This is a genomic window from Pseudonocardia autotrophica, from assembly GCF_003945385.1.
Lineage (GTDB): Bacteria > Actinomycetota > Actinomycetes > Mycobacteriales > Pseudonocardiaceae > Pseudonocardia > Pseudonocardia autotrophica.
Genome location: NZ_AP018920.1, coordinates 1,748,944 through 1,769,978, shown reverse-complemented (window position 1 = coordinate 1,769,978; position 21,035 = coordinate 1,748,944). Strand labels below are relative to the sequence as shown.

At 73.8% G+C, this 21,035-nt stretch carries 17 protein-coding genes and 3 tRNA genes; 15 read left to right on the top strand and 5 right to left on the bottom strand.

Translation table 11 applies throughout. The features are described 5' to 3' along the window. The first annotated feature begins 28 nt into the window (after positions 1-28). The 10 genes from Pdca_RS08565 to Pdca_RS08520 all read left to right on the top strand — a co-directional run bounded on the left by Pdca_RS08565 (position 29) and on the right by Pdca_RS08520 (position 9,692). Positions 29-101: transfer RNA gene (locus Pdca_RS08565), tRNA-His, on the top strand. 92 nt (positions 102-193) lie between these two features. Further along, positions 194-266 (top strand) — tRNA-Lys (locus tag Pdca_RS08560). Positions 267-289: 23 nt separating this feature from the next. Next, a tRNA-Lys gene (locus tag Pdca_RS08555) sits at positions 290-365 on the top strand. A gap of 120 nt (positions 366-485) precedes the next feature. After that, entirely contained in the window at positions 486-1,118 is a 633-nt protein-coding gene (locus tag Pdca_RS08550) for a class I SAM-dependent methyltransferase (protein WP_085913741.1), read from the top strand. A gap of 8 nt (positions 1,119-1,126) precedes the next feature. Beyond that, positions 1,127-2,407, top strand: coding sequence for an FAD-dependent oxidoreductase (locus Pdca_RS08545; protein ID WP_232021471.1), 1,281 nt, complete (start codon positions 1,127-1,129; stop codon positions 2,405-2,407). Positions 2,408-2,466: 59 nt separating this feature from the next. Continuing rightward, positions 2,467-3,486 carry an asparaginase gene (locus Pdca_RS08540; protein ID WP_232021470.1) on the top strand — a complete coding sequence of 340 codons (1,020 nt, stop codon included), beginning with the start codon at positions 2,467-2,469 and terminating at the stop codon, positions 3,484-3,486. A gap of 74 nt (positions 3,487-3,560) precedes the next feature. Next, entirely contained in the window at positions 3,561-5,138 is a 1,578-nt protein-coding gene (locus tag Pdca_RS08535; protein WP_085913743.1) for an MFS transporter, read from the top strand. Continuing rightward, the gene (locus Pdca_RS08530) at positions 5,135-7,681 is read left to right on the top strand and encodes a PEP/pyruvate-binding domain-containing protein (RefSeq protein WP_085913744.1); all 2,547 of its coding nucleotides are present in this window, start codon (positions 5,135-5,137) and stop codon (positions 7,679-7,681) included. The genes Pdca_RS08535 and Pdca_RS08530 overlap by 4 nt, the downstream gene beginning before the upstream one ends. Before the next feature lie 4 nt (positions 7,682-7,685). Next, positions 7,686-8,327 carry a TetR/AcrR family transcriptional regulator gene (locus Pdca_RS08525; protein ID WP_232021469.1) on the top strand — a complete coding sequence of 214 codons (642 nt, stop codon included), beginning with the start codon at positions 7,686-7,688 and terminating at the stop codon, positions 8,325-8,327. Between the two features lie 186 nt (positions 8,328-8,513). Next, a complete protein-coding gene (locus Pdca_RS08520) occupies positions 8,514-9,692 on the top strand; it encodes a PQQ-dependent sugar dehydrogenase (protein ID WP_085913813.1) in 1,179 nt (392 codons plus the stop codon). Here Pdca_RS08520 and Pdca_RS08515 read toward each other — a convergent pair. Then, positions 9,670-10,662 (bottom strand): helix-turn-helix transcriptional regulator, encoded by a 993-nt coding sequence (locus Pdca_RS08515; RefSeq protein WP_166665920.1) that lies wholly within the window; start codon positions 10,660-10,662, stop codon positions 9,670-9,672. The genes Pdca_RS08520 and Pdca_RS08515 overlap by 23 nt on opposite strands. A 194-nt stretch (positions 10,663-10,856) precedes the next feature. On the opposite strand from Pdca_RS08515, the gene Pdca_RS08510 reads away from it, so the two are divergent. Next, positions 10,857-11,174: a putative quinol monooxygenase gene (locus Pdca_RS08510; RefSeq protein WP_085913746.1), complete on the top strand. Its 318-nt coding sequence runs from the start codon at positions 10,857-10,859 to the stop codon at positions 11,172-11,174. A gap of 60 nt (positions 11,175-11,234) precedes the next feature. Here the strand turns inward: Pdca_RS08510 and Pdca_RS08505 are convergent, their stop codons facing one another. Both Pdca_RS08505 and Pdca_RS08500 read right to left on the bottom strand, forming a co-directional pair. Further along, entirely contained in the window at positions 11,235-12,239 is a 1,005-nt protein-coding gene (locus tag Pdca_RS08505; protein WP_085913747.1) for a TerC/Alx family metal homeostasis membrane protein, read from the bottom strand. A 138-nt stretch (positions 12,240-12,377) separates the two neighbouring features. Then, positions 12,378-13,280 (bottom strand): SCO6745 family protein, encoded by a 903-nt coding sequence (locus Pdca_RS08500; RefSeq protein WP_085913748.1) that lies wholly within the window; start codon positions 13,278-13,280, stop codon positions 12,378-12,380. Between the two features lie 561 nt (positions 13,281-13,841). On the opposite strand from Pdca_RS08500, the gene Pdca_RS35415 reads away from it, so the two are divergent. Then, complete coding sequence (locus Pdca_RS35415; RefSeq protein ID WP_158092203.1) at positions 13,842-14,351, top strand: MarR family transcriptional regulator; 510 nt, start codon at positions 13,842-13,844, stop codon at positions 14,349-14,351. Positions 14,352-14,357: 6 nt separating this feature from the next. On the opposite strand, the gene glpK (Pdca_RS08490) is transcribed toward Pdca_RS35415, so the two are convergent. Both glpK (Pdca_RS08490) and Pdca_RS08485 read right to left on the bottom strand, forming a co-directional pair. Next, positions 14,358-15,866, bottom strand: a complete 1,509-nt coding sequence (glpK, locus tag Pdca_RS08490; protein ID WP_085913750.1) for a glycerol kinase GlpK — start codon at positions 15,864-15,866, stop codon at positions 14,358-14,360. Further along, positions 15,863-16,624 (bottom strand): IclR family transcriptional regulator, encoded by a 762-nt coding sequence (locus tag Pdca_RS08485; protein ID WP_085913751.1) that lies wholly within the window; start codon positions 16,622-16,624, stop codon positions 15,863-15,865. The genes glpK (Pdca_RS08490) and Pdca_RS08485 overlap by 4 nt, the downstream gene beginning before the upstream one ends. Positions 16,625-16,789: 165 nt before the next feature. Here Pdca_RS08485 and Pdca_RS08480 point away from each other — a divergent pair, with 165 nt between their 5' ends. The 3 genes from Pdca_RS08480 (at position 16,790) to Pdca_RS08470 (ending at position 21,034) form a co-directional block, all read left to right on the top strand. Next, positions 16,790-17,641, top strand: a complete 852-nt coding sequence (locus Pdca_RS08480; protein ID WP_085913752.1) for an MIP/aquaporin family protein — start codon at positions 16,790-16,792, stop codon at positions 17,639-17,641. A 42-nt stretch (positions 17,642-17,683) separates the two neighbouring features. Continuing rightward, a complete protein-coding gene (gene glpK / locus Pdca_RS08475) occupies positions 17,684-19,201 on the top strand; it encodes a glycerol kinase GlpK (RefSeq protein WP_085913753.1) in 1,518 nt (505 codons plus the stop codon). Between the two features lie 120 nt (positions 19,202-19,321). Next, entirely contained in the window at positions 19,322-21,034 is a 1,713-nt protein-coding gene (locus Pdca_RS08470) for a glycerol-3-phosphate dehydrogenase/oxidase (protein WP_085913754.1), read from the top strand. Position 21,035: the final 1 nt, after the last annotated feature.

Sequence of the window (21,035 nt, the reverse complement as noted above, 5' to 3'; positions counted from 1 at the left end):
TTCCGGCCACGGCCGGAAGAAGCGCATGGTGGGTGTAGCTCAGTCGGTAGAGCACCTGGTTGTGGTCCAGGGGGCCGCGGGTTCAAGTCCCGTCACTCACCCGGTTGCCGACCTGGCGATCGACCCCGGAATGTCTGCTGATAGCTTTCCGGGGTCGCAGTCGCCTGGTCCGGCAGACACCTCAAATGAATATGCGCCGTTAGCTCAATTGGCAGAGCAGCTGGCTCTTAACCAGCGGGTTCGGGGTTCGAGTCCCTGACGGCGCACGCACGACAACTCAAGTGAACATGCGCCGTTAGCTCAATTGGCAGAGCAGCTGGCTCTTAACCAGCGGGTTCGGGGTTCGAGTCCCTGACGGCGCACCATTACAGGAGAGCGGCCCCCGGATGACCGGTGGGCCGCTCCTGTGTGTCCGGGGTCTGCGGTCCGAGTGAAACCGGTCGCCCGGGCATGACCGGCACGCCGCGACCCGCCACGATGTCCGTATGGCGCCTCCCGACCACACCGTGTTCTTCAAGCGGTCCTTCTCGAAGATGGACCAGCTGGCGACCCCGTTCCTGACCGGTCGCCGGCTCTGCAGGCAGCTCGCCCAGGTCGTCCCGCGGGGGACGAACGGCGTGGTCGTCGAGCTGGGCGCCGGCCCCGGCGTGCTGGCCGAGCCGATCCGCGCCCGGCTCGGCCCGGACGCCCGCTACCTCGCGATCGAGATCGACGAGGAGCTGGTGGCCCACCTGCGCGCGCACAAGCCGTGGCTGGAGGTCGTGCACGGTGACGTCGCCGATCTGGAACGGATCCTCGACGACGCAGGTATCGATCAGGTGGACGCCTTCGTCTCCACCCTGCCGTGGGCGGTCTTCCCGCAGGCGCTCCGGATGACCGTGATGGGCGTGATCGCGCGCCGGCTGACCCCCGAAGGGGTGCTGAGCATGATCATCACCTGGATGGCGCTGCCGAACCGGGTGCGTGACCTGCGGGCGCTGCTCGACGCGCACTTCGACGAGGTCGTCGAGACCGCCACCGAATGGCGCAACCCGCCGCCGGCCCGGACCTTCCTGTGCCGGCGACCGCTGCCCCGGTTCAACTCGCTCGACGAGCGCGACACCCGCTCGGCGAGCTGACGTCGGGAGTGAACACGCCGATCCGGACCGTCGTCGTGGGCGGCGGCCCCGGTGGGATGCTGCTGGCGTACCTGCTGGCCCGCGCCGGGCTCCCGGTCACGCTGCTGGAACGGCATCACGACTTCGACCGCGACTTCCGCGGGGACTCGCTGCACCCGTGGACGCTCGAGCTGCTCGACCGGCTCGGCCTGGCCGGGCGCCTGCTGGAGCTACCGCACGTCACGGCCCGCCAGTTCCGCTTCCGCACCCCGCGCGGGCCGGTCACCACCTCCGACTACGGCCTGCTCGACACCCCCTACGACTACGTCGCACTGATGCCGCAGGCCCGGTTCCTCGACTTCCTGGCCACCGAGGCCGCCGGCCTGGACTCGTTCGAGCTGCGCACCGGGGCAGCCGTCTCCGGCCTGCTCGGCACCGGCACCGCGGACGACCCGGTGCGCGGCGTCCGGCTGCGCGACGGCGAGGAGATCCCGGCCGGGCTCGTGATCGCCGCGGACGGCCGGTTCTCCAAGGTCCGCACGCTGGCCGGACTGACCGCACGGTCGCAAGGAGCCAGCACCGACCTGCTCTGGTTCGCCCTCCCCCGGTATCCCACCGACCCGCCGGACGCCGACGTCGATCTGTTCTTCGGCGAGCGCCACTACGTCGGGCTCCTCGGTGGCCCGGTGCCCGCGGGGGATCCGCCGGATCCGCGGGTGACCGGCCGCTGGCAGGTCGGGCTCTCGCTGCCCAAGGGTGGCTACCCGGAGATCCGCGAGCGCGGCGTGGAGTACGTCCGGCGCGAGGTCGCGACGCGGGTGCCGTGGCTGGCCGACCGGATGGATCTGCTCACCGGCCTCACCGCGACGACGCTGCTGTCGGTGGACATCTCCCGGGTACCGGTCTGGCACCGGGCCGGGCTGCTGCTGATCGGCGACGCCGCGCACGTCATCTCCCCGGTCGGCGGCAACGGGATCCTGATGGCCTGTCAGGACGCGCTCGTCGCGGCGGACCATCTCGTCCCGGCGCTGCGCGAGGGCGCCGCGGGGCCCGAGGTACTGGGCGCGATCCAGGCCGAGCGGGAGCCGGCGATCGTCACCGTGCAGGACCAGCAGGTCCGGGTCGAAAGGACGGTCGCGCGGGCCCGCGAGCGCGGCCGCCCGGTGACACCGCCGTCGTTCCTGCGCCTGCTGACCCGGATCCCGGCGATCCGGAAGCGCTCGGCCCGGCGCAACGCCTACGGCCCGGTGCCCGTCGAACCGTCCGCCGAGCTGGAACGGGCGCTGCGGCTGGGCCCACCGCCCGCCTGACGACCGGCTCCCGGACCGCCCGGGACCGGGCCACCCGGCCGCGGACGTAGCGTCGGCCCGTGACCTCCGCCGACACCGCCCGCAGTCCGATGTACGCCGGGACCCCGGTCCCACCCGTCCTCGCCGGCGCCGTACCGCTGGCCCACGTCGAGCGGGACGGCGAGGTCGAGTCGGTGCACCTGGGCGTACTCGCGAGCGTCGCGACCGGCGCGCAGCATCACGACCGTCCGCTTCCCGTGCGGGGCGATCCGGACATCCCGTTCCTCCCCCGCTCGGCGCTCAAGCCGTTGCAGGCGGTCGCGATGCTGCGCGCCGGGCTCGACCTGGACGGCGAGCTGCTCGCGCTGGCCTGCGCGTCGCACTCCGGCGAGCCGGACCACGTGACAGGCGTGCGGCGGATCCTGGACGGCGCCGGACTGACCGACGCCGATCTGGGCAACACCCCGGATCTGCCGCTGGGGATCGAGGCAGGAGCGGCCGCGCGGGCAGCGGGCGTCCCGCCGGCACCGGTACTGCAGAACTGTTCCGGCAAGCACGCCGCGATGCTCGCCACCTGCGTGGCCGCGGGCTGGCCGATCCGCGGCTACCGGGACCCGCAGCATCCGTTGCAGCAGCTGATCCGGGCGACCGTGGCCGACCTGACCGGCGTCGACCCACACGTCACGACGGTCGACGGCTGCGGTGCGCCGCTGTTCGGGTGCACCCCGGCCGGCTTGGCCCGCGGATTCGGCCGGATCGCCGTCGCCGCTCCCGGGACGCCGGAGGGCCGGATCGCCACCGCGATCCGTACGCACCCGTGGTGGGTCGGCGGGACCGACCGGCCGGTCACCCGCCTCGCACAGGCGGTCCCGGGTCTCGTCGTGAAGGACGGCGCCGAAGGCGTGCTGGCGGCCGCACTACCGGACGGCCGGGCGTTCGCGGTCACCGTCCTGGACGGCTCGGCGCGTCCGCTGCCGGTGCTCGCCGCCGCGATCCTGGCCGGCTGGGGCGTGGGCGGTCCCGCGCTGGCCGCGGCCGGACGGGTCGACGTGCTCGGGCACGGGCAGCCGGTCGGGAGGGTGCACGCCGTCCTGGCCTGATAGTGAACGTTGCGTTCCCTACAACCTGCGCGCTAGCGTGAGGGAACGCACCGTTCACTATCTGGGAGGTCGCCGTGGGCGGACCACGTACCGGCGCACCGGTCGCCGCGCTCGCGGCGGTGATGGTGCTGACGCTGCTCGGCGCCCTGGACCAGACATTGCTCACCGCCGCGCTCGCCGTCATCGCCCGCGATCTCGGGCAGCCGCACCTGGTATCGGCCGTGCTCACCGCGTTCCTGGCGGCGACGACCTCGACCATGCTGCTGTCCGGCGCGCTGGGCGACCGGCACGGACGCCGCCCGGTCCTGCTGGGGGCGATCACCGTGTTCGTCACCGGGGCCGCGGTCTGTGCGTTCGCGCCGAGCCTCCCGGTGCTGATCGGCGGCCGGTTCCTGCAGGGGCTGGGTGCCGGAGCGCTCGTCGTCGGCGCCCAGGCCGCCCTCGGTGACGTGCTCAGCCCCCGCGAACGCGGCCGCTACCTGGGTCTGCTCGGCGCGGTGTACGCGCTCGCCGCGGTCGGCGGGCCGGTGCTCGGCGGCCTGGCGGTCGACCACCTGACCTGGCGTGCGGTGTTCGCCGTCCATCTGCCGCTCGGCGTGCTCGCCGCCGTGCTCGTGGTCCGTGGCCTGCCGCGCGGGGGCACCCGCACGGACCGTCCGTTCGACGTCGCGGGCTCGGTCGCCCTCGCCGTGCTGTCGCTCTCGGTCGTGCTGGGCGGCACGGCCCTGGGGCGGCCGGGTGAGCTGCCGTCCTGGCTCGGCCCCGCGACGGCGGCCGCCGGCGCGGCCGCCGTGCTCGGGTGGTGGGTGAGCGCCCGCCGCGCACCGGCTCCGGTGCTGCCGATCCGGCTCCTCACCGGGCGCGCCACCGGCATCCCGGCGCTGGTCTCGCTGCTGACGGGCGCCGCCCTGTTCGGCACGATCGCCTTCCTCCCGGCGGCCGTGCAGATCGTGCACGGGATCTCGGCGACCAGCGCCGGATCGACCGTCACCGCGGCGATGGCCGGAATGATCATCACCAGCACGCTCTCCGGACGCCGGATCACCCGGACCGGCCGCTACCGGGCGATCCCGGTCGTCGGTGGCACGGCGTGCGCGGCCGCGCTGGGTGCCCTCGCGGTACTCGGGCCCGGTGCGCCGTTGCCGCTGCTGCTCGCCGTGTTGTTCCTGCTCGGTGCCGGAGCGGGGATGGTCGTCCAGGTGATGGTGCTCGTCGCGCAGAACGCCGCCGGGCCCGATGAGCTCGGCTCGGTGACCGGCACCGTCACCTGCCTGCGCCAGATCGGCGCGACGCTCGGCGTCGTGATCATCGGGGCGCTGCTGACCGGCCGGGGCGGGTCGCTGCTCGATCCGGCCACCGCGGGCCACGCGGTGCAGGCGGGCACCGCCGTGCTGGCCGTCGCGGCCGGGATCGCCGCGCTGTCCTGCCTGGCCGTCCCCGCCGTCCCACTCCGTACCCGGCCCGCCGGAACGGCCGCCCGGCGTGACTCCGCCGGAGCGGCACGGCACGGCCTTGCCGGAGTGACACGGCCCGGGCACGCCCCGGCACCGCCCGGCACGGCCGGGGCGACACCGCCCGGCCCCACCGGAGAAGCACACCCCGGTCACGCCGGGGCCGCACCCACCTCGCCCGACGGAAGGACCCCACGATGACGCACCCGACACCGGCCCGGCCGGACCCGGCGACCGCAGGCGGTCCGCACCACTGGGTCCTGCCCCTCGCCGAACTCGGCAGCGGCGATCTCGCCGTCGCCGGCGGCAAGGGCGCCAACCTCGGCGAACTCGTCCGGGCCGGATTCCCGGTGCCGGACGGCGTCGTGATCACCACCGCCGCCTACCGGGCCGCGGCCGAGCACGATCCGGCTGTCCGCGACGTGATCCCGGCAGGCCCCGATGCCGACGGTCCCCCCGACGGGGCCCTGCTGCGTGAGCTGTTCGCCGCGGCGACGATCCCGGAGGCGCTCGCCGCCGCGATCACCGACGCCTACCGCGGGCTCGGCACGGGCCCGGTCGCGGTGCGGTCCAGCGCGACCGCGGAGGACCTGCCCGGCGCAGCGTTCGCCGGCCAGCAGGACACCCTGCTGGGGGTCGTCGGCGAGCGGGCGCTCCTCGACGCCGTCCGGCAGTGCTGGGGTTCGCTGTGGAGCGACCGGGCGATCGCCTACCGGCAGCGGCGCGGGATCGACTCGTCCGGGGCGGCCGTGGCGGTGGTCGTGCAGCGGATGGTCCCGGCCGACTCCGCGGGCGTGCTGTTCACCGCGAACCCGGTGACCGGTGCGCGCGACGAGATCGTCGTCGACGCCGGCGCCGGGCTCGGCGAGTCGGTGGTGTCCGGGCTGGTCACGCCGGATCACGTCGTCGTCGGGCCGGACGGGGAGATCCGGTCGCGCCGGACCGGGCGGCGCGAGGTGGTGCTGCGCCAGCTCCCGGAGGGCGGGATCGAGCGGGTCACGCCGGACCCGCTCGACACCCCGGAGCCGCTGCTGCCCGATCCGCTCGCGCGCGAGCTCGCCGATCTGGGCCGGGCGGTGGCCGCACACTTCGACCGGCCGCAGGACGTCGAGTGGGCCCGCCACGACGGCCGGTTCCTGCTGCTCCAGGCCCGGCCGATGACCGCGCTCCCGCCGGCGCCGATCCGGTTGAACCGGCGGCAGCGGTTCCTCGGCCCGACGTTCGCCGAGCTGATCCCGATCCGGCCGTACCCGATGGACATGAGCGCGTGGTTGCTGCCGGGGCCGGGCCGGATGGTCCGGCGGATGCTCGCCGAGATCCCGGGCGCGCATCTCGATCTCGCGGAGGTGCTGCCCGAGGTGGACGGTGTGGTGGACCGGTTCGTGCCGCCGTCACCGCGGCCGACCAGGGCCGTGCTCGGCGCGCCGCGCCGCGTGCTGCCCCGGCTGCGCCGGTTCCGGCCGGCCGGATGGACCACCGACCGGCGGTTCACCGCGTTCGAGCAGGAGGCCGGACGGCTCGAACGGCTCGATCCGTCCGCCCTGGACTGGGCTGCGCTGCGCGGGCTCCCGCGGCGCGCCGCCGAAGCCGTGGACCTGATCACCGACCTGCGGGTGGATTACCTGCCGCGGGCCGGGCTGGACCTGCTGCGGCTGCGGCTGGCCCTCGGCGCCCTCGGCCTGGGCGCACTGTTCGGCGACCTGTCCGCCGGGCCGAGCCGCACCAGCGACGCCAACGCCGCACTCGACACGCTCGCCGCCACGGTGCGGGAGACCCCCGCCCTGCGGGTGGCGTTCTCCGGGTTCGACGCCACCACGCTCGCCGACCGGATCGCCACGGATCCGGCGCTGGCCGGCTTCCGGGACGCGCTGGACGCATTCCTCGACGAGTACGGGCACCGGGAGACCACCAGCCTGCTGCTGATGTCCGGGCCGACCTGGCGGGAGGATCCGGCGACGGTGCTGTCGACGGTGGCCGCGCTGGTCTCCGCCTCGTCGGCGCCCACCCGCCCCGGCCGGGCCGAGCGGGCACGGCGCAGGCTGCTCGCCCACCCGCTGCTCGGGCCACGCCGGATCGGCGCGCTGGACCGTCTGGTCGAAGGTGCCCGCGCGGCCGTCGCGCTGCGCGAGGACACCCACTTCCACAGCACCCGCACCCTGCCCGCGCTGCAGCGTGCGGTGCGCGAGATCGGCTCCCGGCTCGCCGCCGCGGGCGTGCTCGACGATCCGGCGGACGTCCTGCACCTGCGCCGCGACGAGATCGAGCGGTCGCCAGCGCCGGACACGCTGTCCGCGGCGCAGCGCGACCGGCTCCGCGAGCTGGTCGCGGCCCGGTCCGCGCGGCGCGACGAGCTGGCCGGGAGCCCGCTGATCGCGCCCGCCGTGCTGTTCGGGGACCGCACCCACGACGACGACGTCCTGCTGAGGGGCACCCCGGCCGGCGGCGGCCGGGTCACCGGCCCGGTCCGGATCGTGCACGCACACGCCGGGTTCGCCCGGCTGACCGCGGGCGACGTCCTGGTCTGCCCGGCCACCAACCCGTCCTGGACACCGCTGTTCAGCCGCGCCGCCGCCGTCGTGGTCGACCAGGGTGGTGCCGCGTCGCACGCCGCGATCGTCGCCCGGGAATACGGCATCGCCGCCGTGATGGGCACCGGCACCGGCACCACGGTGCTCACCGACGGGCAGCGGGTCACCGTCGACGGGGATGCCGGCACCGTCGCCGAGGCCGAGCGGGCAGGCTGAGCGGGTGAGCAGCACCGACGACAGCGCAGACCCGGGGGCCGGCGGACCGCCCGGCACCGGTCACCGCAACCGGCCCCGGCGCCGGGGTGAACGGCTCGACGCCGAGATCCTGCGGGCCACCCTGGACGAGCTGGCCGAGACCGGTTACGCGGCCCTGAGCATCGAGCGGGTCGCCGCCCGGGCCGGGGCGGGCAAGGCGTCGGTGTACCGGCGCTGGCCGGACCGGGCACATCTGGTGCTCGACGCCGCCCGTTCGGTGATGCCCGAGCCGGAGCGGCCGCCGGACACCGGCTCGCTGCGCGGCGACCTGCTGGCGATGCTGAGATCGGTCGCGGCCGCGCTGGACGGACCCGCCGGGCCGGCCCTGCGCGGGCTCCTCGGCGAGCTGCTCACCGGGCCGGAGCAGGTCGAGGCGTTGCAGACCCTGTCCCGGCGCAGCGGGCGGCGACTGGTCGCGGAGGTCGTGCGGCGGGCCCACGAGCGGGGCGAGCTCGACATGTCCGGGATCACCGACCGGATGCTCGACGTGGCGCCGACCATGCTCCGGTTCCACTTCCTGGTGCACGGTGCCCCGGTACCCGACGAGGTGGTCACCGGCATCGTCGACGAGGTCGCCCTGCCACTGCTCGCTCCCGGGCCTCGCTGACCGGCGCACCGGCCGCGCTGCAGGGTGCCGGTATCGGGCACAGGTGCCCGGCGCGGGTCCCGGATGCCGGGCGGGTGAGCCGGGTGCCAGTCGCGTGAGCCGGGTGCCGCGTGCCGGGTGCCGGGTGCCGGGTGCCGGGTGCCGGGTGCCGGGTGCCGCGTGCCGGGTGCCGGTACGGTGCCCGGTATGCCCGTTATATCCGGCCGCGCGCGCCTGACCGGCGCCGGCGTCCCGCTCGTCGCCGCGCTCGCGCTGCTCGCCGGATGCGCGGGCGGCGGCGCGGAACCGCAAGCGGGGACCGACACCCCGGACGGGCCCGAGCTGAGTTCCGCCTCCGTCGCCCCCGCGGACGGTCTGCTGCCGCAGGCCGTCGCCGGGGAGCCCGAGGTGCTCGCCACCGGGCTCGCCGCGCCGTGGGCGGTGGCGTTCCTGCCCGACGGCGACGCGCTGGTCACCGAGCGGGACACGGCCCGGATCCTGCGGCTCGCGCCCGACGGGGAGCTCACCCCGCTCGGCGTCGTCGACCAGGTGACCCCGCAGGGCGAGGGCGGCCTGCTCGGCATCGCGGTGTCCCCGGGCTTCGCGACCGACGACCGGGTACTCGTCTACTACACCGCCGCCGACGGCAACCGGATCGTCGCGCTCACCATGGCCGCCGACGGCACCATCGACGGTGCCGACCAGGAGACGGTGCTCGACGGGATCCCGAGCGGGTTCACCCACAACGGCGGTGCGATCGCCTTCGGCCCGGACGGTGACCTGTTCGTCGGCACCGGTGACGCGGGCGACCGCTCGCGCTCGCAGGACCCGGACGATCCGGCCGGCAAGATCCTCCGGCTGACCGCGGACGGCGCCCCTGCGCCCGGCAACCCGTTCGGGACCGAGGTGTACGCGCTGGGCATCCGGAACTCTCAGGGCATCGCCTTCGGCCCGGACGGCGAGGTGTTCGCGAGCGAGTTCGGCGCCCGGACCGCCGACGAGATCAACCTGATCGAGCCCGGCCGCAACTACGGCTGGCCCGAGGTCGAGGGCACCCAGGAACCGCCGGTGGACGACGCCTACACCGAGCCGCTGCTCGTCTGGCCGGTCGATCAGGCGTCGCCGAGCGGACTGACCATGGCCGGCGGCTCGCTGTGGATGGGTGCGCTGCGCGGCGAGCGGCTCTGGCGGGTCCCGATCGGGGCCGGCGACGCGACCGGGACGGTCGGCGAACCCGAGCAGCTGCTGAACGACGACTTCGGGCGGCTCCGTGGCGTCACCGCCACCCCGGACGGCTCGGCGCTCTGGGTCACCACCAGCAACCGGGACGGCCGTGGGAACCCCACCGCCGAGGACGACCGGATCATCGTCGTGCCGCTGGAGTGACCCCGGCGGCGCGGGACACCGCGGCGGCGCGGGTGAACCGGGCGGCCAGCACGTCCAGGTGCTCGACCAGCTCCGGCGGTTCCAGCACGTGGAAGTCCACCCCGAACGCGCCGAGCCACATGCCCAGCGAGTCCAGCGTCCACGCGCCGACGGCGAGCTCGCAGCGGCCGTCGCCGAGATCGGTGACGGTGCCCGACGCCGGGGTGACCCACTCCCCCACCTGTTCGGCGGGTGCCTCCAGCAGCACCCGCGCGCGGTACGGGTAGGCCCCGCTGGAGATCCCGCGCTGGGCGAACGCCGCGATCCCGCCCTCCGGCGGGTCGTGCGGGGCGAACCGCGGCCCGGCGGGCAGCTTCAGGCGCATCCGGTCCACCCGGAACGTCCGCCGGTCGTCGCGCCCGGTGTCCCAGGCGACGAGGTACCAGCGACGCCCGGTGTGCACCAGACCCTCGGGCTCGGCGACCCGGCGGGTCCCGGTGCCGTCGGCGGCGACATAGTCGAAGCGCAGCAGCTCGTGGTCCCGGCAGGCCGCGGCCAGCGCGGAGAGATCGTCTGCGTCGACCGTGGGGCCCCGCCCGGCGAGAGTCTGGGTGGCGGTGCCGAGCGCGGCGACCCGGCGGCGCAGCCGGTTCGGCAGCACCTGCTCCAGCTTGGCGAGTGCGCGCACCGAGGTCTCCTCGATGCCGGCGACGGTACCGCCCGCCGCGGTGCGCAGCCCGACCGCGACGGCGACGGCCTCGTCGTCCTCCAGCAGCAGCGGCGGCAGCGCGGCGCCCGCGCCGAGCCGGTAACCGCCCGTCGTGCCGGGCGTGGAGTGCACCGGGTAACCCAGCGTGCGGAGCTTGTCGACGTCGCGGCGGACCGTGCGCACGTCCACCTCGAGCCGCTCGGCCAGCGCCGGCCCGGTCCAGTCGCGGGGCACCTGCAGCAGGCCGAGCAGACGCAGCAGTCGTGCCGAGGTCTCCATCACCGCACCAGTGTGCCGGTCGATGCGGACAGCTCCGGTCCTGAAGGGCTCCGGGCGGGACCGGGCACCGCAACAGCGCCGAGCACCGCGGCAACACCGGGCACCGCGACGGCACCGGCCGGGCGGGACCGGGCACGGCGGCGGCACCGGCCGGGGCGGCCGGACCGCGGCGCCGGGCGCCGTCTACGGTCGCGGCCGTGGAGACGAGCGAGCGGGTCGGCCGGTACGTCCGGATGGTGGCCGTCGAGGGACAGGGACCGGAGCTGGCGGCGGCGCTGCTCCGGGTGGCCGACGGGATGGCGGCCCAGCCCGGCTGCCTGACCTACGTCGTGAACGCCGCACCCGACGAGCCGGACACCGTCTGGGTGACCGAGGTGTGGTCGGACGCCGAGGCCTCGGACGCCGCGCTCAACCGTGACATCGGCGAGGCCGGGCTCGGCGCCGTGCTGGAACTGCTCGCCGCGCCGCCCGACTACATCGAGGTCACCCCGCTCGGCGGCCCCGGCCTGCCCTGATCCGCAGCCCGCCTCGCACCGGACCGGACGGGACCGGTGCGAGGCGGACCGGGCTGTCGCTCAGTTCTGCTGGTCGGTGCGCTCCTTGCGCGCCCGCAGCGATCCCGGCTTGGCCTTCTGTGCGGGATCGTTCTTCGTCTTGATCAGGCTCGCGACGGTGACGATCGCCAGGATGCCGAGGATCACGACCAGGCTGAGCATCGTCGGGATCTCCGGGACGGCCGGTGAGATGTCCACGTGTGCCCAGTGCAGCACGAGCTTGATCCCGATGAAGCCGAGGATGATCGCCAGCCCGGTGGACAGGTAGACCAGCCGGTCGAGCAGGCCCTTCACCAGGAAGAACAGCGCCCGCAGGCCGAGCAGGGCGAACGCGTTCGCGACGAAGACGATGTAGGCCTCCTGCGTCACGCCGAACACCGCGGGGATCGAGTCGAGGGCGAACAGCAGGTCGATCCCGCCGATCGCGACCAGCACGATGAACATCGGGGTGGCGACCCGGCGGCCGTTCTCCCGGGTGAAGATCTTCCCGCCGTCGTAGTCCTCGGTGACCGGGAGCAGCTTGCGCGCCCCCCGCACGACGAGATTGTCCTCGACGTCGGGTTCCTCGTCCTTGTGCCGGTAGAGCTGTACGGCGGTCCAGAGCAGCAGCAGGCCGAACAGCAGGAACATGAACGAGAACAGGTTCAGCAGCGTCGCTCCGACCGCGATGAAGATCGCGCGCATGATCAGGGCGAGCACGATGCCGAAGGTCAGGACCTTGTGCTGGTGCTCCTCGGGCACCGCGAACGTCGTCATGATGATCACGAAGACGAACAGGTTGTCGACCGAGAGGCTCTTCTCGACGATGTAGCCGGTGAAGTACTGGGTGCCGAAGTCCCAGCCGTGCACCATCGCGAAGACGACACCGAAGGCGATCGCGATCGCGATGTAGAAGACCGACCAGCCGGTCGCCTCCGCGAACCCGACCCGATGTGGCTTCCACCAGGCGAGAAGCAGGTCGAACGCGAGCAGCGCGACGATCACGCCGATCGTGATCGCCCACTCGAGCGCGCTGATCTCCAGCACCGGATCCCCCTCCCGCGGCCACCGCGGCCGGCCCGGACGGACCAGTTGCGCCGTGCACCGTGTTGCGCAGTGCACCATAGCGGGGGATACCGACATTCCGCTTCGGAACGGGCGGCGGTTCCCGCCCGTTCCGACCGGTCAGCGCTTCGAGGACGCGGCGAACACCCCCTGCGCCGGGAACGCGCCGTTCGCGAGCGCGGTCCGCGCCAACTCGCCGCCGAGCTCACCGAGCCGCGCCGCGCGCTCGGCCCCGAGCACCGCCCACGGTGCGGCCCCGATCCGGTGGGTGTCGTTCTCCAGCTGCTTGCGCAGCGCCGCGCCGGCCTCGGTGAGGACCGGGTCCACCGCCTCGTCGGACGGCGCCGCGTGCTCCAGCAGGCCACGCTCGGCGAGCCGGGCGACGCCGTCGTTCCACTCGGTGCTCGACCAGCCGCGGCTCGCGCACGCGAAGGGCACGGTGAAACCGGTGCCGGTCGCGGTCGCGGTGATCAGCGCCTCCAGCCCGCTCAGCCCGGCGGCGGTCAGCAGCGCGATGTGCCCGTCGCCGCGGTGCTCGCGCAGGATCGACAACGCGTGCCAGAGCACCACGTGCGGCGCCGACGGCCATGCGAGATCCAGGTGCCCGGCCGCGAGCGGGCGACCCTCGGGCGTCACCGCCTCCGCCGCGGCGCGGGCGCTCCCCGCGGCCTCGGCGACCTCCGGCGAGCCGACGGCGTCGTCACCCAGCAACCTGCGCAGCGACACGTCGGCGACCTCGAACCGGGCGGCGACCAGGTCCGACGGCGACACCAGGTCCCAGGCCCGCGGGATCGACTCGGCGACCAGCCGGGGCGAGAAGTTGAAGAACGTCGCGGTCACCGTGGACGGACCGACCGCGCCCATCGGCGCGGCCCGCGGGGCGAAGTAGCTCATCCGGCCCTCGTCGAGACCGGCCCGGACGAACCGGGGCTCGGCCTCCGGCGCGAAGTAGATCTGGGCGTGCAGCGGCTCGAGCCCGCGGGCGAGACGGCCGGCAGCGACGGCGGCATCCGAGTTGCTCATGATCGTGACGGTAGCCCGGGCACCCGCCCGCCGCCCGATCGCGCACGGTGCCGATCGCGCACAGTGCCCATCGCGCACAGTGCCCATCGCAACCGTGGCCGGTCCCGCACGGTGCCGATCCCCCACTGTGCCGATCCCCCACGGTGCCGATCCCCCACGGTGCCGATCCCCCACGGTGCCGATCCCCCACGGTGCCGATCGCAACCGTGGCCGGCCTCCCCCGAACGGCCACGCTCCACGACGGCACCGTGCTACTCCACCGACATGCCACGTCATCCAGCCGCTCCGCCGGCCGAACCGTCTCCGGACGGGAACCGCTCATCTGGTGAGCGGTTCCGCCCGGTTGCCCCTACCTCGGCTCCTGCCTCACCCCCTGCCTCTGGCTGTGACTCGACGCCCCGGGAGCCCACCGGCAGCCCGGGACGCGGGGGCGACAGGGTGGGGTCCGACAACAATCGCTCACCTGGTGAGCGATTCCGCTCGACTCCCCCTGTCGGGCCGGACGACATCGACTACGGCGGCGTACCGGTCCGCGAAGACCGCTCACCAGGTGAGCGATTGTTGCCGACAGACACCCCCGACGACCCCGGCGCGCGCCGCCGCACCCTCTCCGAGGAGCTCGCCGCGACGATGCCGCGCTGGGGCCTCGTCGCGCTCTACCGGATGCGGGTCATCGCCCAGCGGCACCTGCTGTCGTTCAACGAGCTCGTCGTGCTGACCGAGCTCCTCGTCCGGCCGGACGGGCTGAGCGGATCGGAGGTCGCGGCCGTGACCGGGCTGGGCTCGAGCGGAGTCACCCAGATCCTCACCCGGCTGGAGGAGCGGGATCTGATCGTGCGCGATCCGGATCCGGACGACCGGCGGCGGCTCCACGCCCGGGTGGCCTCCGAGGCACGGGAGCGGCTGTGGTCCGAGCTCACCGACCTCGACCTCCGGTTCCTGCTCGACGGGATCCCCACGGCGCAGGTGGAGTACGTGTCGATGTTCCTCGGGCGGGCGACCGACCGTGGGTACCGCCAGGTCCAGACCCTGCGCGACCGGCTCCCGCGCGACCGCGCCGGTGGGGACTGAGCCCGGTCAGCGACGGGCCCAGCCCATGCTGCGTTCGACCGCGCGCTGCCAGTTGACGTGCTCCCGGTCCCGCAGGCCCGGGTCCATCGACGGCTCCCACGCGGCGGCGCGGTGCCAGTTGCGGCGCAGCACCTCCTGATCCGGCCAGTAGCCGACGGCGAGTCCGGCGGCGTAGGCGGCACCGAGCGACACCGCCTCCGAACCGAGCGGCCGCTCGACGGTCAGGTCCAGCACGTCGGCGACGCACTGCATGAGCAGGTGGTTCGCGGTCATCCCGCCGTCCACCTTGAGCCGGGTGACGCGCAGTCCCGAGTCGGCGTTCATCGCGTCCAGCACCTCGCGGGTCTGCCATGCGGTCGCCTCCAGCACCGCCCGAGCCAGGTGCCCGCGGTGGATGTAGGAGGTCAGCCCGACGATCACACCGCGCGCGTCCGGCGACCAGTGCGGCGCGTACAGCCCGGAGAACGCGGGGACGACGTAGCAGCCGCCGTTGTCCGGGACGCTCAGTGCGAGGGTCTCGATCCGGGCCGCGGTGGCGATCATCCCGAGCGCGTCGCGGAACCACTGCACCAGTGATCCGGTCATCGCGATCGAGCCCTCCAGGGCGTACACCGGCTCGTCACCGAACAGGTAGCCGACGGTCGGGATCAGCCCGGCGTCCGAACCGGCGATCCGGGATCCGGTGTTCTTCAACAGGAACGCGCCCGTCCCGTAGGTGCACTTCGCCTCGCCGGGCGCGAAGCAGGTCTGCCCGACCAGCGCGGCCTGCTGGTCCCCCAGCGCCCCGGCCACCGGCACCCCGGGCAGGATCCCGACGCACCTGCCGTAGACCTGCGCGTTCGGCACGATCCGCGGCAACATCGCGGGCGGCACCCGCAGCGCCGCGCACAGCCGGGGTGACCACTCGCACGTGCGCAGGTCCATCAGCATGGTGCGGCTGGCGTTGGTGACGTCGGTGACGTGCACCCCGCCGTCCGGGCCACCGGTCAGCCGCCAGATCAGCCAGCTCTCGATCGTCCCGAACAGCACGTCGCCCCGCTCGGCCCCGTCCCGTGCACCCGGCACGTGATCGAGCAGCCACTGCAGCCGCGGGCCGGCGAAGTAGGTGGCCGGGCCGAGGCCGGAGACCTGGCTGTACAGCGCGGCGTCGCGGGCCAGGCCGGCGACGATGTCGTCGGTGCGGGTGTCCTGCCAGGTGATCGCGCGGGCGAGCGGGACGCCGGTGTGCCGGTTCCAGATCACCGTCGTCTCGCGCTGGTTCGCGATGCCGAGCGCGGCGACGTTCTCCGGGCCGAGCCCGGCCTGCCGCAGCGCCGCGGGCACCACCCGGGTCACCGCACGCCAGATCTCGGCCGCGTCGTGTTCGGCACGACCGGGGCTCGGGAAGTACTGCCGGTGCTCGCGCTGGGCGACCGCGACCATCCGGCCGGAACGGGTGAAGAGCAGGCACCGGGTCGACGTCGTCCCCTGGTCGATCGCGGCGACCACCCGCTCGGACGCCGGGACGGTACTCACGACAGTCCCTCCAGACCGGCCGCGATCTCGGCGGCGGCGTTCGTCAGCTCGTCCAGCGGCTCCGTCCGGGCCCGGCCGTCGCTGCTGAACAGCTGCTCGACCGGCCCGCCGACACCGAGTGCCGCCACCGTCAGCCCGCCACCGCTGCGCACCGGTACGGAGAGCCCGCCGGCCCCCGGCTCCCAGCCACCCGGATCGCCCGCCCAGCCGCGCCGCCGGGTCGCGGTCAGCTCGCGGGACAGCACCGCCGGATCGGTGACGGTGCGCCGGGTGTAGCGGTCCAGCGGTTCGGTGATCCGCACCGACGCCGGCGCGAACGCCAGCAGGCACAGCCCCCACGCGGTGGCGTGCAGCGGCTGGACGGAGTTCGTCCGCAACGCCTGCCGGCTGCCGTCCGGCCGGAACACGTGGTGCACCACGTCCACCCCGTGCCCGTCCGCGGCGGGCACCCCCAGGTAGACGGCCCATCCGGTACCGGCGGCCAGGGCGTCCGCCCAGTTCATCGCCCTGGCCCGCAGGTCGTGCCGGTCCCACGGAGTGCCGAGCCGGCTCAGACCGTCACCGAGCAGGTAGCGGCCGGACACGCCGTCCTGCGCGACCAGGCCCTCCTCGCGCAGTGTCCGGAGGATCCCGTGCGCGGTCGGCCGGGGCAGGTCGAGTGCGGCAGCCAGCTCCGCCAGCGCGAGCGGGCGCCCCGCTCCGCCGAGCAGCCGCAGCAACGCGGCCGCCCGTTCCACCGACTGGATCTGCCGGGCCACGCCCCGATGGTAGGCCCTGGAAGCCGATCATGGACCGTTCGACCCGCAACGTTCGACATCGTCGAACGCCTCGCGTTGCCGCGCGACCCGGTCGCTCCTACCGTCCCCGAGCACGCGACGGGGCCGCCCGGCCTCGCGCTGGGGACAACACCAGGAGGGGTCTCGATGACGAGCTCCGAGAAGACCGGTGCCGGGGAGACCGCCGCCGCACCGGCGACACCGGCTCGTGGACGGCCGCCGTCCCTGCTCGCCGAGCTGAGCGCCGAGTTCGCCGGGACGATGATCCTGATCCTGTTCGGGGTCGGCGTCGTCGCGCAGGTGGTGACCACACCGGACGGCTCGGCCGGTCAGTACGACTCGATCGCGTGGACCTGGGGCATCGGCGTGATGCTCGGCGTCTACGTCGCCGGACGGATCTCCGGCGCACACCTCAATCCCGCCGTCACGATCGCGTTCGCCGCCTACGACGGGTTCCCCTGGCGCAAGGTGGGCCCGTTCATCGTGGCCCAGTTCCTCGGCGCCGCGGTCGCCGCACTGATCGTCCGGGCCACCTACGCCGACCTGATCCGCTCCGTCGACCCGACCCTGACCGAGACCCAGGGGATCTTCTCGACCTTCCCGGGGGACGCCACGACCATCCCGACCGCGTTCCTGGACCAGGTGGTCGGCACCGCGATCCTGGTCTTCATGATCTTCGCGCTGGTTCATCCCCGGAACCGGGGCCCGGCGGCCAACATGACCCCGTTCATGATCGGGATCGTGGTCGTCGGGATCGGCATGGCCTGGGGCTCGAACGCCGGCTACGCCATCAACCCGGCCCGCGACTTCGGCCCGCGACTGGTCTCCTGGATCACCGGGTACGAGAACGCCTGGGTGACCGCGGACGGCGTCCAGTACTGGTGGTTGCCGATCATCGCCCCCGTCATCGGCGGCCTGATCGGCGGCGGGCTGTTCAAGCTGCTCGTCGACCGCTACATCCCTGCTGACGACGCTCCGCAGGAGGTCGGGCGGGTCTGATCCCCGTCCGACCACGAAGCAGAACCCCGAGAGGAGAGCTCAATGGCAGAGTTCGTCGGCGCCGTCGACCAGGGCACCACCAGCAGCCGGTTCATGATCTTCGACCATTCCGGCAACGAGGTGGGCCGCCACCAGCTCGAGCACGAGCAGATCCTGCCGCAGGCCGGCTGGGTCGAGCACGACCCGATCGAGATCATCGAGCGCACCAACACCTGCCTGCAGCAGGCGCTCACCAAGACCGGCCTGTCCGCGTCCGACCTGGTCGCGCTGGGCGTCACCAACCAGCGTGAGACCACCGTCGTGTGGAACCGGCGCACCGGGCGCCCGTACTACAACGCGATCGTCTGGCAGGACACCCGGACCGACCGGATCGCCACCGCACTGGAGCGCGACGGCAAGGGCGACGTGATCCGCCGCAAGGCCGGCCTGCCGCCCGCCACGTACTTCTCGGCGGGGAAGATCCAGTGGATCCTGGAGAACGTCGACGGCGTCCGCGAGGCCGCGGAATCCGGCGACGCGGTCTTCGGCAACACCGACACCTGGGTGATCTGGAACCTCACCGGCGGCACCGACGGCGGGCTGCACGTCACCGACGTGACCAACGCCAGCCGCACCATGCTGATGGACCTCGAGACCCTCGACTGGGACGACGAGCTGCTCGGCTTCTTCGGCATCCCGCGCCGGATGCTGCCCGAGATCAAGCCGTCGTCGTCGCCGACCGCGTTCGGGAAGACCCGTGCCAACGGTCCGCTCGGTGGCGAGGTCGCGATCACCGGCGACCTGGGCGACCAGCAGGCGGCCACCGTGGGCCAGGTCTGCTTCGCCCCCGGCGAGGCCAAGAACACCTACGGCACCGGCAACTTCATGCTGCTCAACACCGGCACCGAGCTGGTCCGCTCGCAGTCCGGGCTGCTCACCACGCTCTGCTACCAGTTCGAGGGCCAGCCGGCGGTCTACGCACTGGAGGGCTCGATCGCGGTCACCGGGTCGGCCGTGCAGTGGCTGCGCGACCAGCTCGGGATCATCTCCGGCGCCTCGCAGTCGGAGTCGCTGGCCCGGCAGGTCGAGGACAACGGCGGCGTGTACTTCGTCCCGGCGTTCTCCGGCCTGTTCGCCCCGTACTGGCGTTCCGACGCCCGCGGCGCGATCGTCGGGCTGTCCCGGTTCAACACGAACGCGCACCTGGCCCGGGCCACCCTGGAGGCGATCTGCTATCAGTCCCGCGATGTCACCGAGGCGATGGCGACGGACTCCGGCGTCTCGCTCGAGGTGCTGAAGGTCGACGGCGGCGTCACGATGAACGAGCTCTGCATGCAGATCCAGGCCGACGTGCTCGGCGTCTCGGTGTCCCGCCCGGTCGTCGCCGAGACGACGGCGCTGGGTGCGGCCTACGCGGCCGGGCTGGCCGTCGGGTTCTGGAAGTCCACCGACGAGCTGCGGGAGAACTGGAACGAGGCCCGCCGGTGGGAGCCGCAGTGGAGCGCCGAGCAGCGCGACACCGGGTACGCGAAGTGGAAGAAGGCGGTCGAGCGGACGCTCGACTGGGTGGACGTGGACTGAGCCCGCCCCGTCCGGTGTCGCCCCGCTCACCCGGCGGGGCGACACCGGGCACATCCACGCTCAGACCGCTGTTGGAACGGGTAGTCCCCGTGTGAGGCAACGACTCAGAAGGGTCCGATCATGAAATCGGTGGCGCTCTCCCCGGAGGCCCGTACCGCGGCGCTCCACGCGATGGGTGACCGTGAACTCGACGTGCTCGTGGTCGGCGGTGGTGTCGTCGGCGCCGGCGCGGCTCTCGATGCCGCGACCCGCGGTCTGTCCGCCGGGCTGGTGGAGGCCAGGGACTTCGCGTCCGGTACCTCCAGCCGATCCTCCAAGCTCGTCCACGGTGGTCTGCGTTACCTGGAGATGCTGGACTTCCGGCTGGTCGCCGAGGCGCTCGCCGAGCGCGGCCTGCTCATCCAGCACCTGGCACCACACCTGGTCCGCCCGGTTCCGTTCCTCTACCCGCTGCAGCACCGCGGCTGGGAACGCCTCTACGCCGGCGCCGGGGTGGCGCTCTACGACACCCTCGGCTTCCTGTCCGGACGCTCCCGCGGGGTGCCGCACCACCGGCACCTGACCCGGCGCGGTGCGCGCAAGGTCGTGCCGTCGCTGCGCAAGGACGCACTGGTCGGCGCGCTGCAGTACTACGACGCCCAGGTCGACGACGCCCGGCACACCATGTTCATCGCGCGCACCGCGGCCGCGTACGGGGCGCACGTCGCGACCCGGGCGCGGGTGGTCGGGCTGCTGAAGGACGCCGGCCGGGTGGTCGGCGCGACCGTGCAGGATCTGGAGAGCGGGGAGCGGATCGACGTCCGCGCCCGGCAGGTCATCAACGCCACCGGGGTGTGGACCGACGAGACCCAGGCGCTCGCCGGTGAGCGTGGCCTGTTCAAGGTGCGGGCGTCCAAGGGGATCCACCTGGTCGTCCCGCGCGACCGGATCCGCGGTGACTCCGGGCTGATCCTGCGCACCGAGAAGTCGGTGCTGTTCGTCATCCCGTGGGGCAGGCACTGGATCATCGGCACCACCGACACCGACTGGGACCTGGACAAGGCCCATCCCGCGGCGTCCGCCGCCGACATCGACTACCTGCTGCGGCACGTCAACGAGGTGCTGGAGCAGCCGTTGACGCACGACGACGTCGAAGGCGTCTACGCGGGCCTGCGCCCGCTGCTGTCGGGTGAGTCGGAGTCGACGTCGAAGCTGTCGCGCGAGCACGCCGTCGCGACTCCGGTGCCCGGCTTGGTCGTGGTCGCCGGTGGCAAGTACACGACCTACCGGGTGATGGCCAAGGACGCGGTGGACGCCGCCGTGCACGGTCTGGACGCCAAGGTCCCGGCGTCGTGCACCGAGGACGTCCCGCTGCTCGGCGCCGAGGGCTTCCACGCGCTGAGCAACGCCACCGCGCGGCTGGCGGCGCAGTCCGGCCTGCATCCCGGGCGGATCGAGCACCTGCTCGGCCGTTACGGATCGCTGATCCAGGAGGTCCTGGACCTGGCGGCGCAGGACCCGACGCTCGCCGAGCCGCTGGCCGGCGCCTCGGACTACCTGCGTGCCGAGGTCGTCTACGCGGCGTCGCACGAGGGTGCCCGGCACCTGGAGGACATCCTGGCCCGCCGGACCCGGATCTCGATCGAGACGTTCGACCGGGGCGCCGGGGACGCCGAGGAGGTCGCGACGCTGGTCGCCCCGGTGCTCGGCTGGAACGACGAGCAGGTCGCCCGCGAGGTCGACCACTACGTCAAGCGGGTCGAGGCGGAGCGGGAGAGCCAGCGGATGCCCGACGACGAGACCGCCGACGCGGCCCGGCTCGGCGCGCCGGACGTGGTGCCGGTCAGCGGCTGAG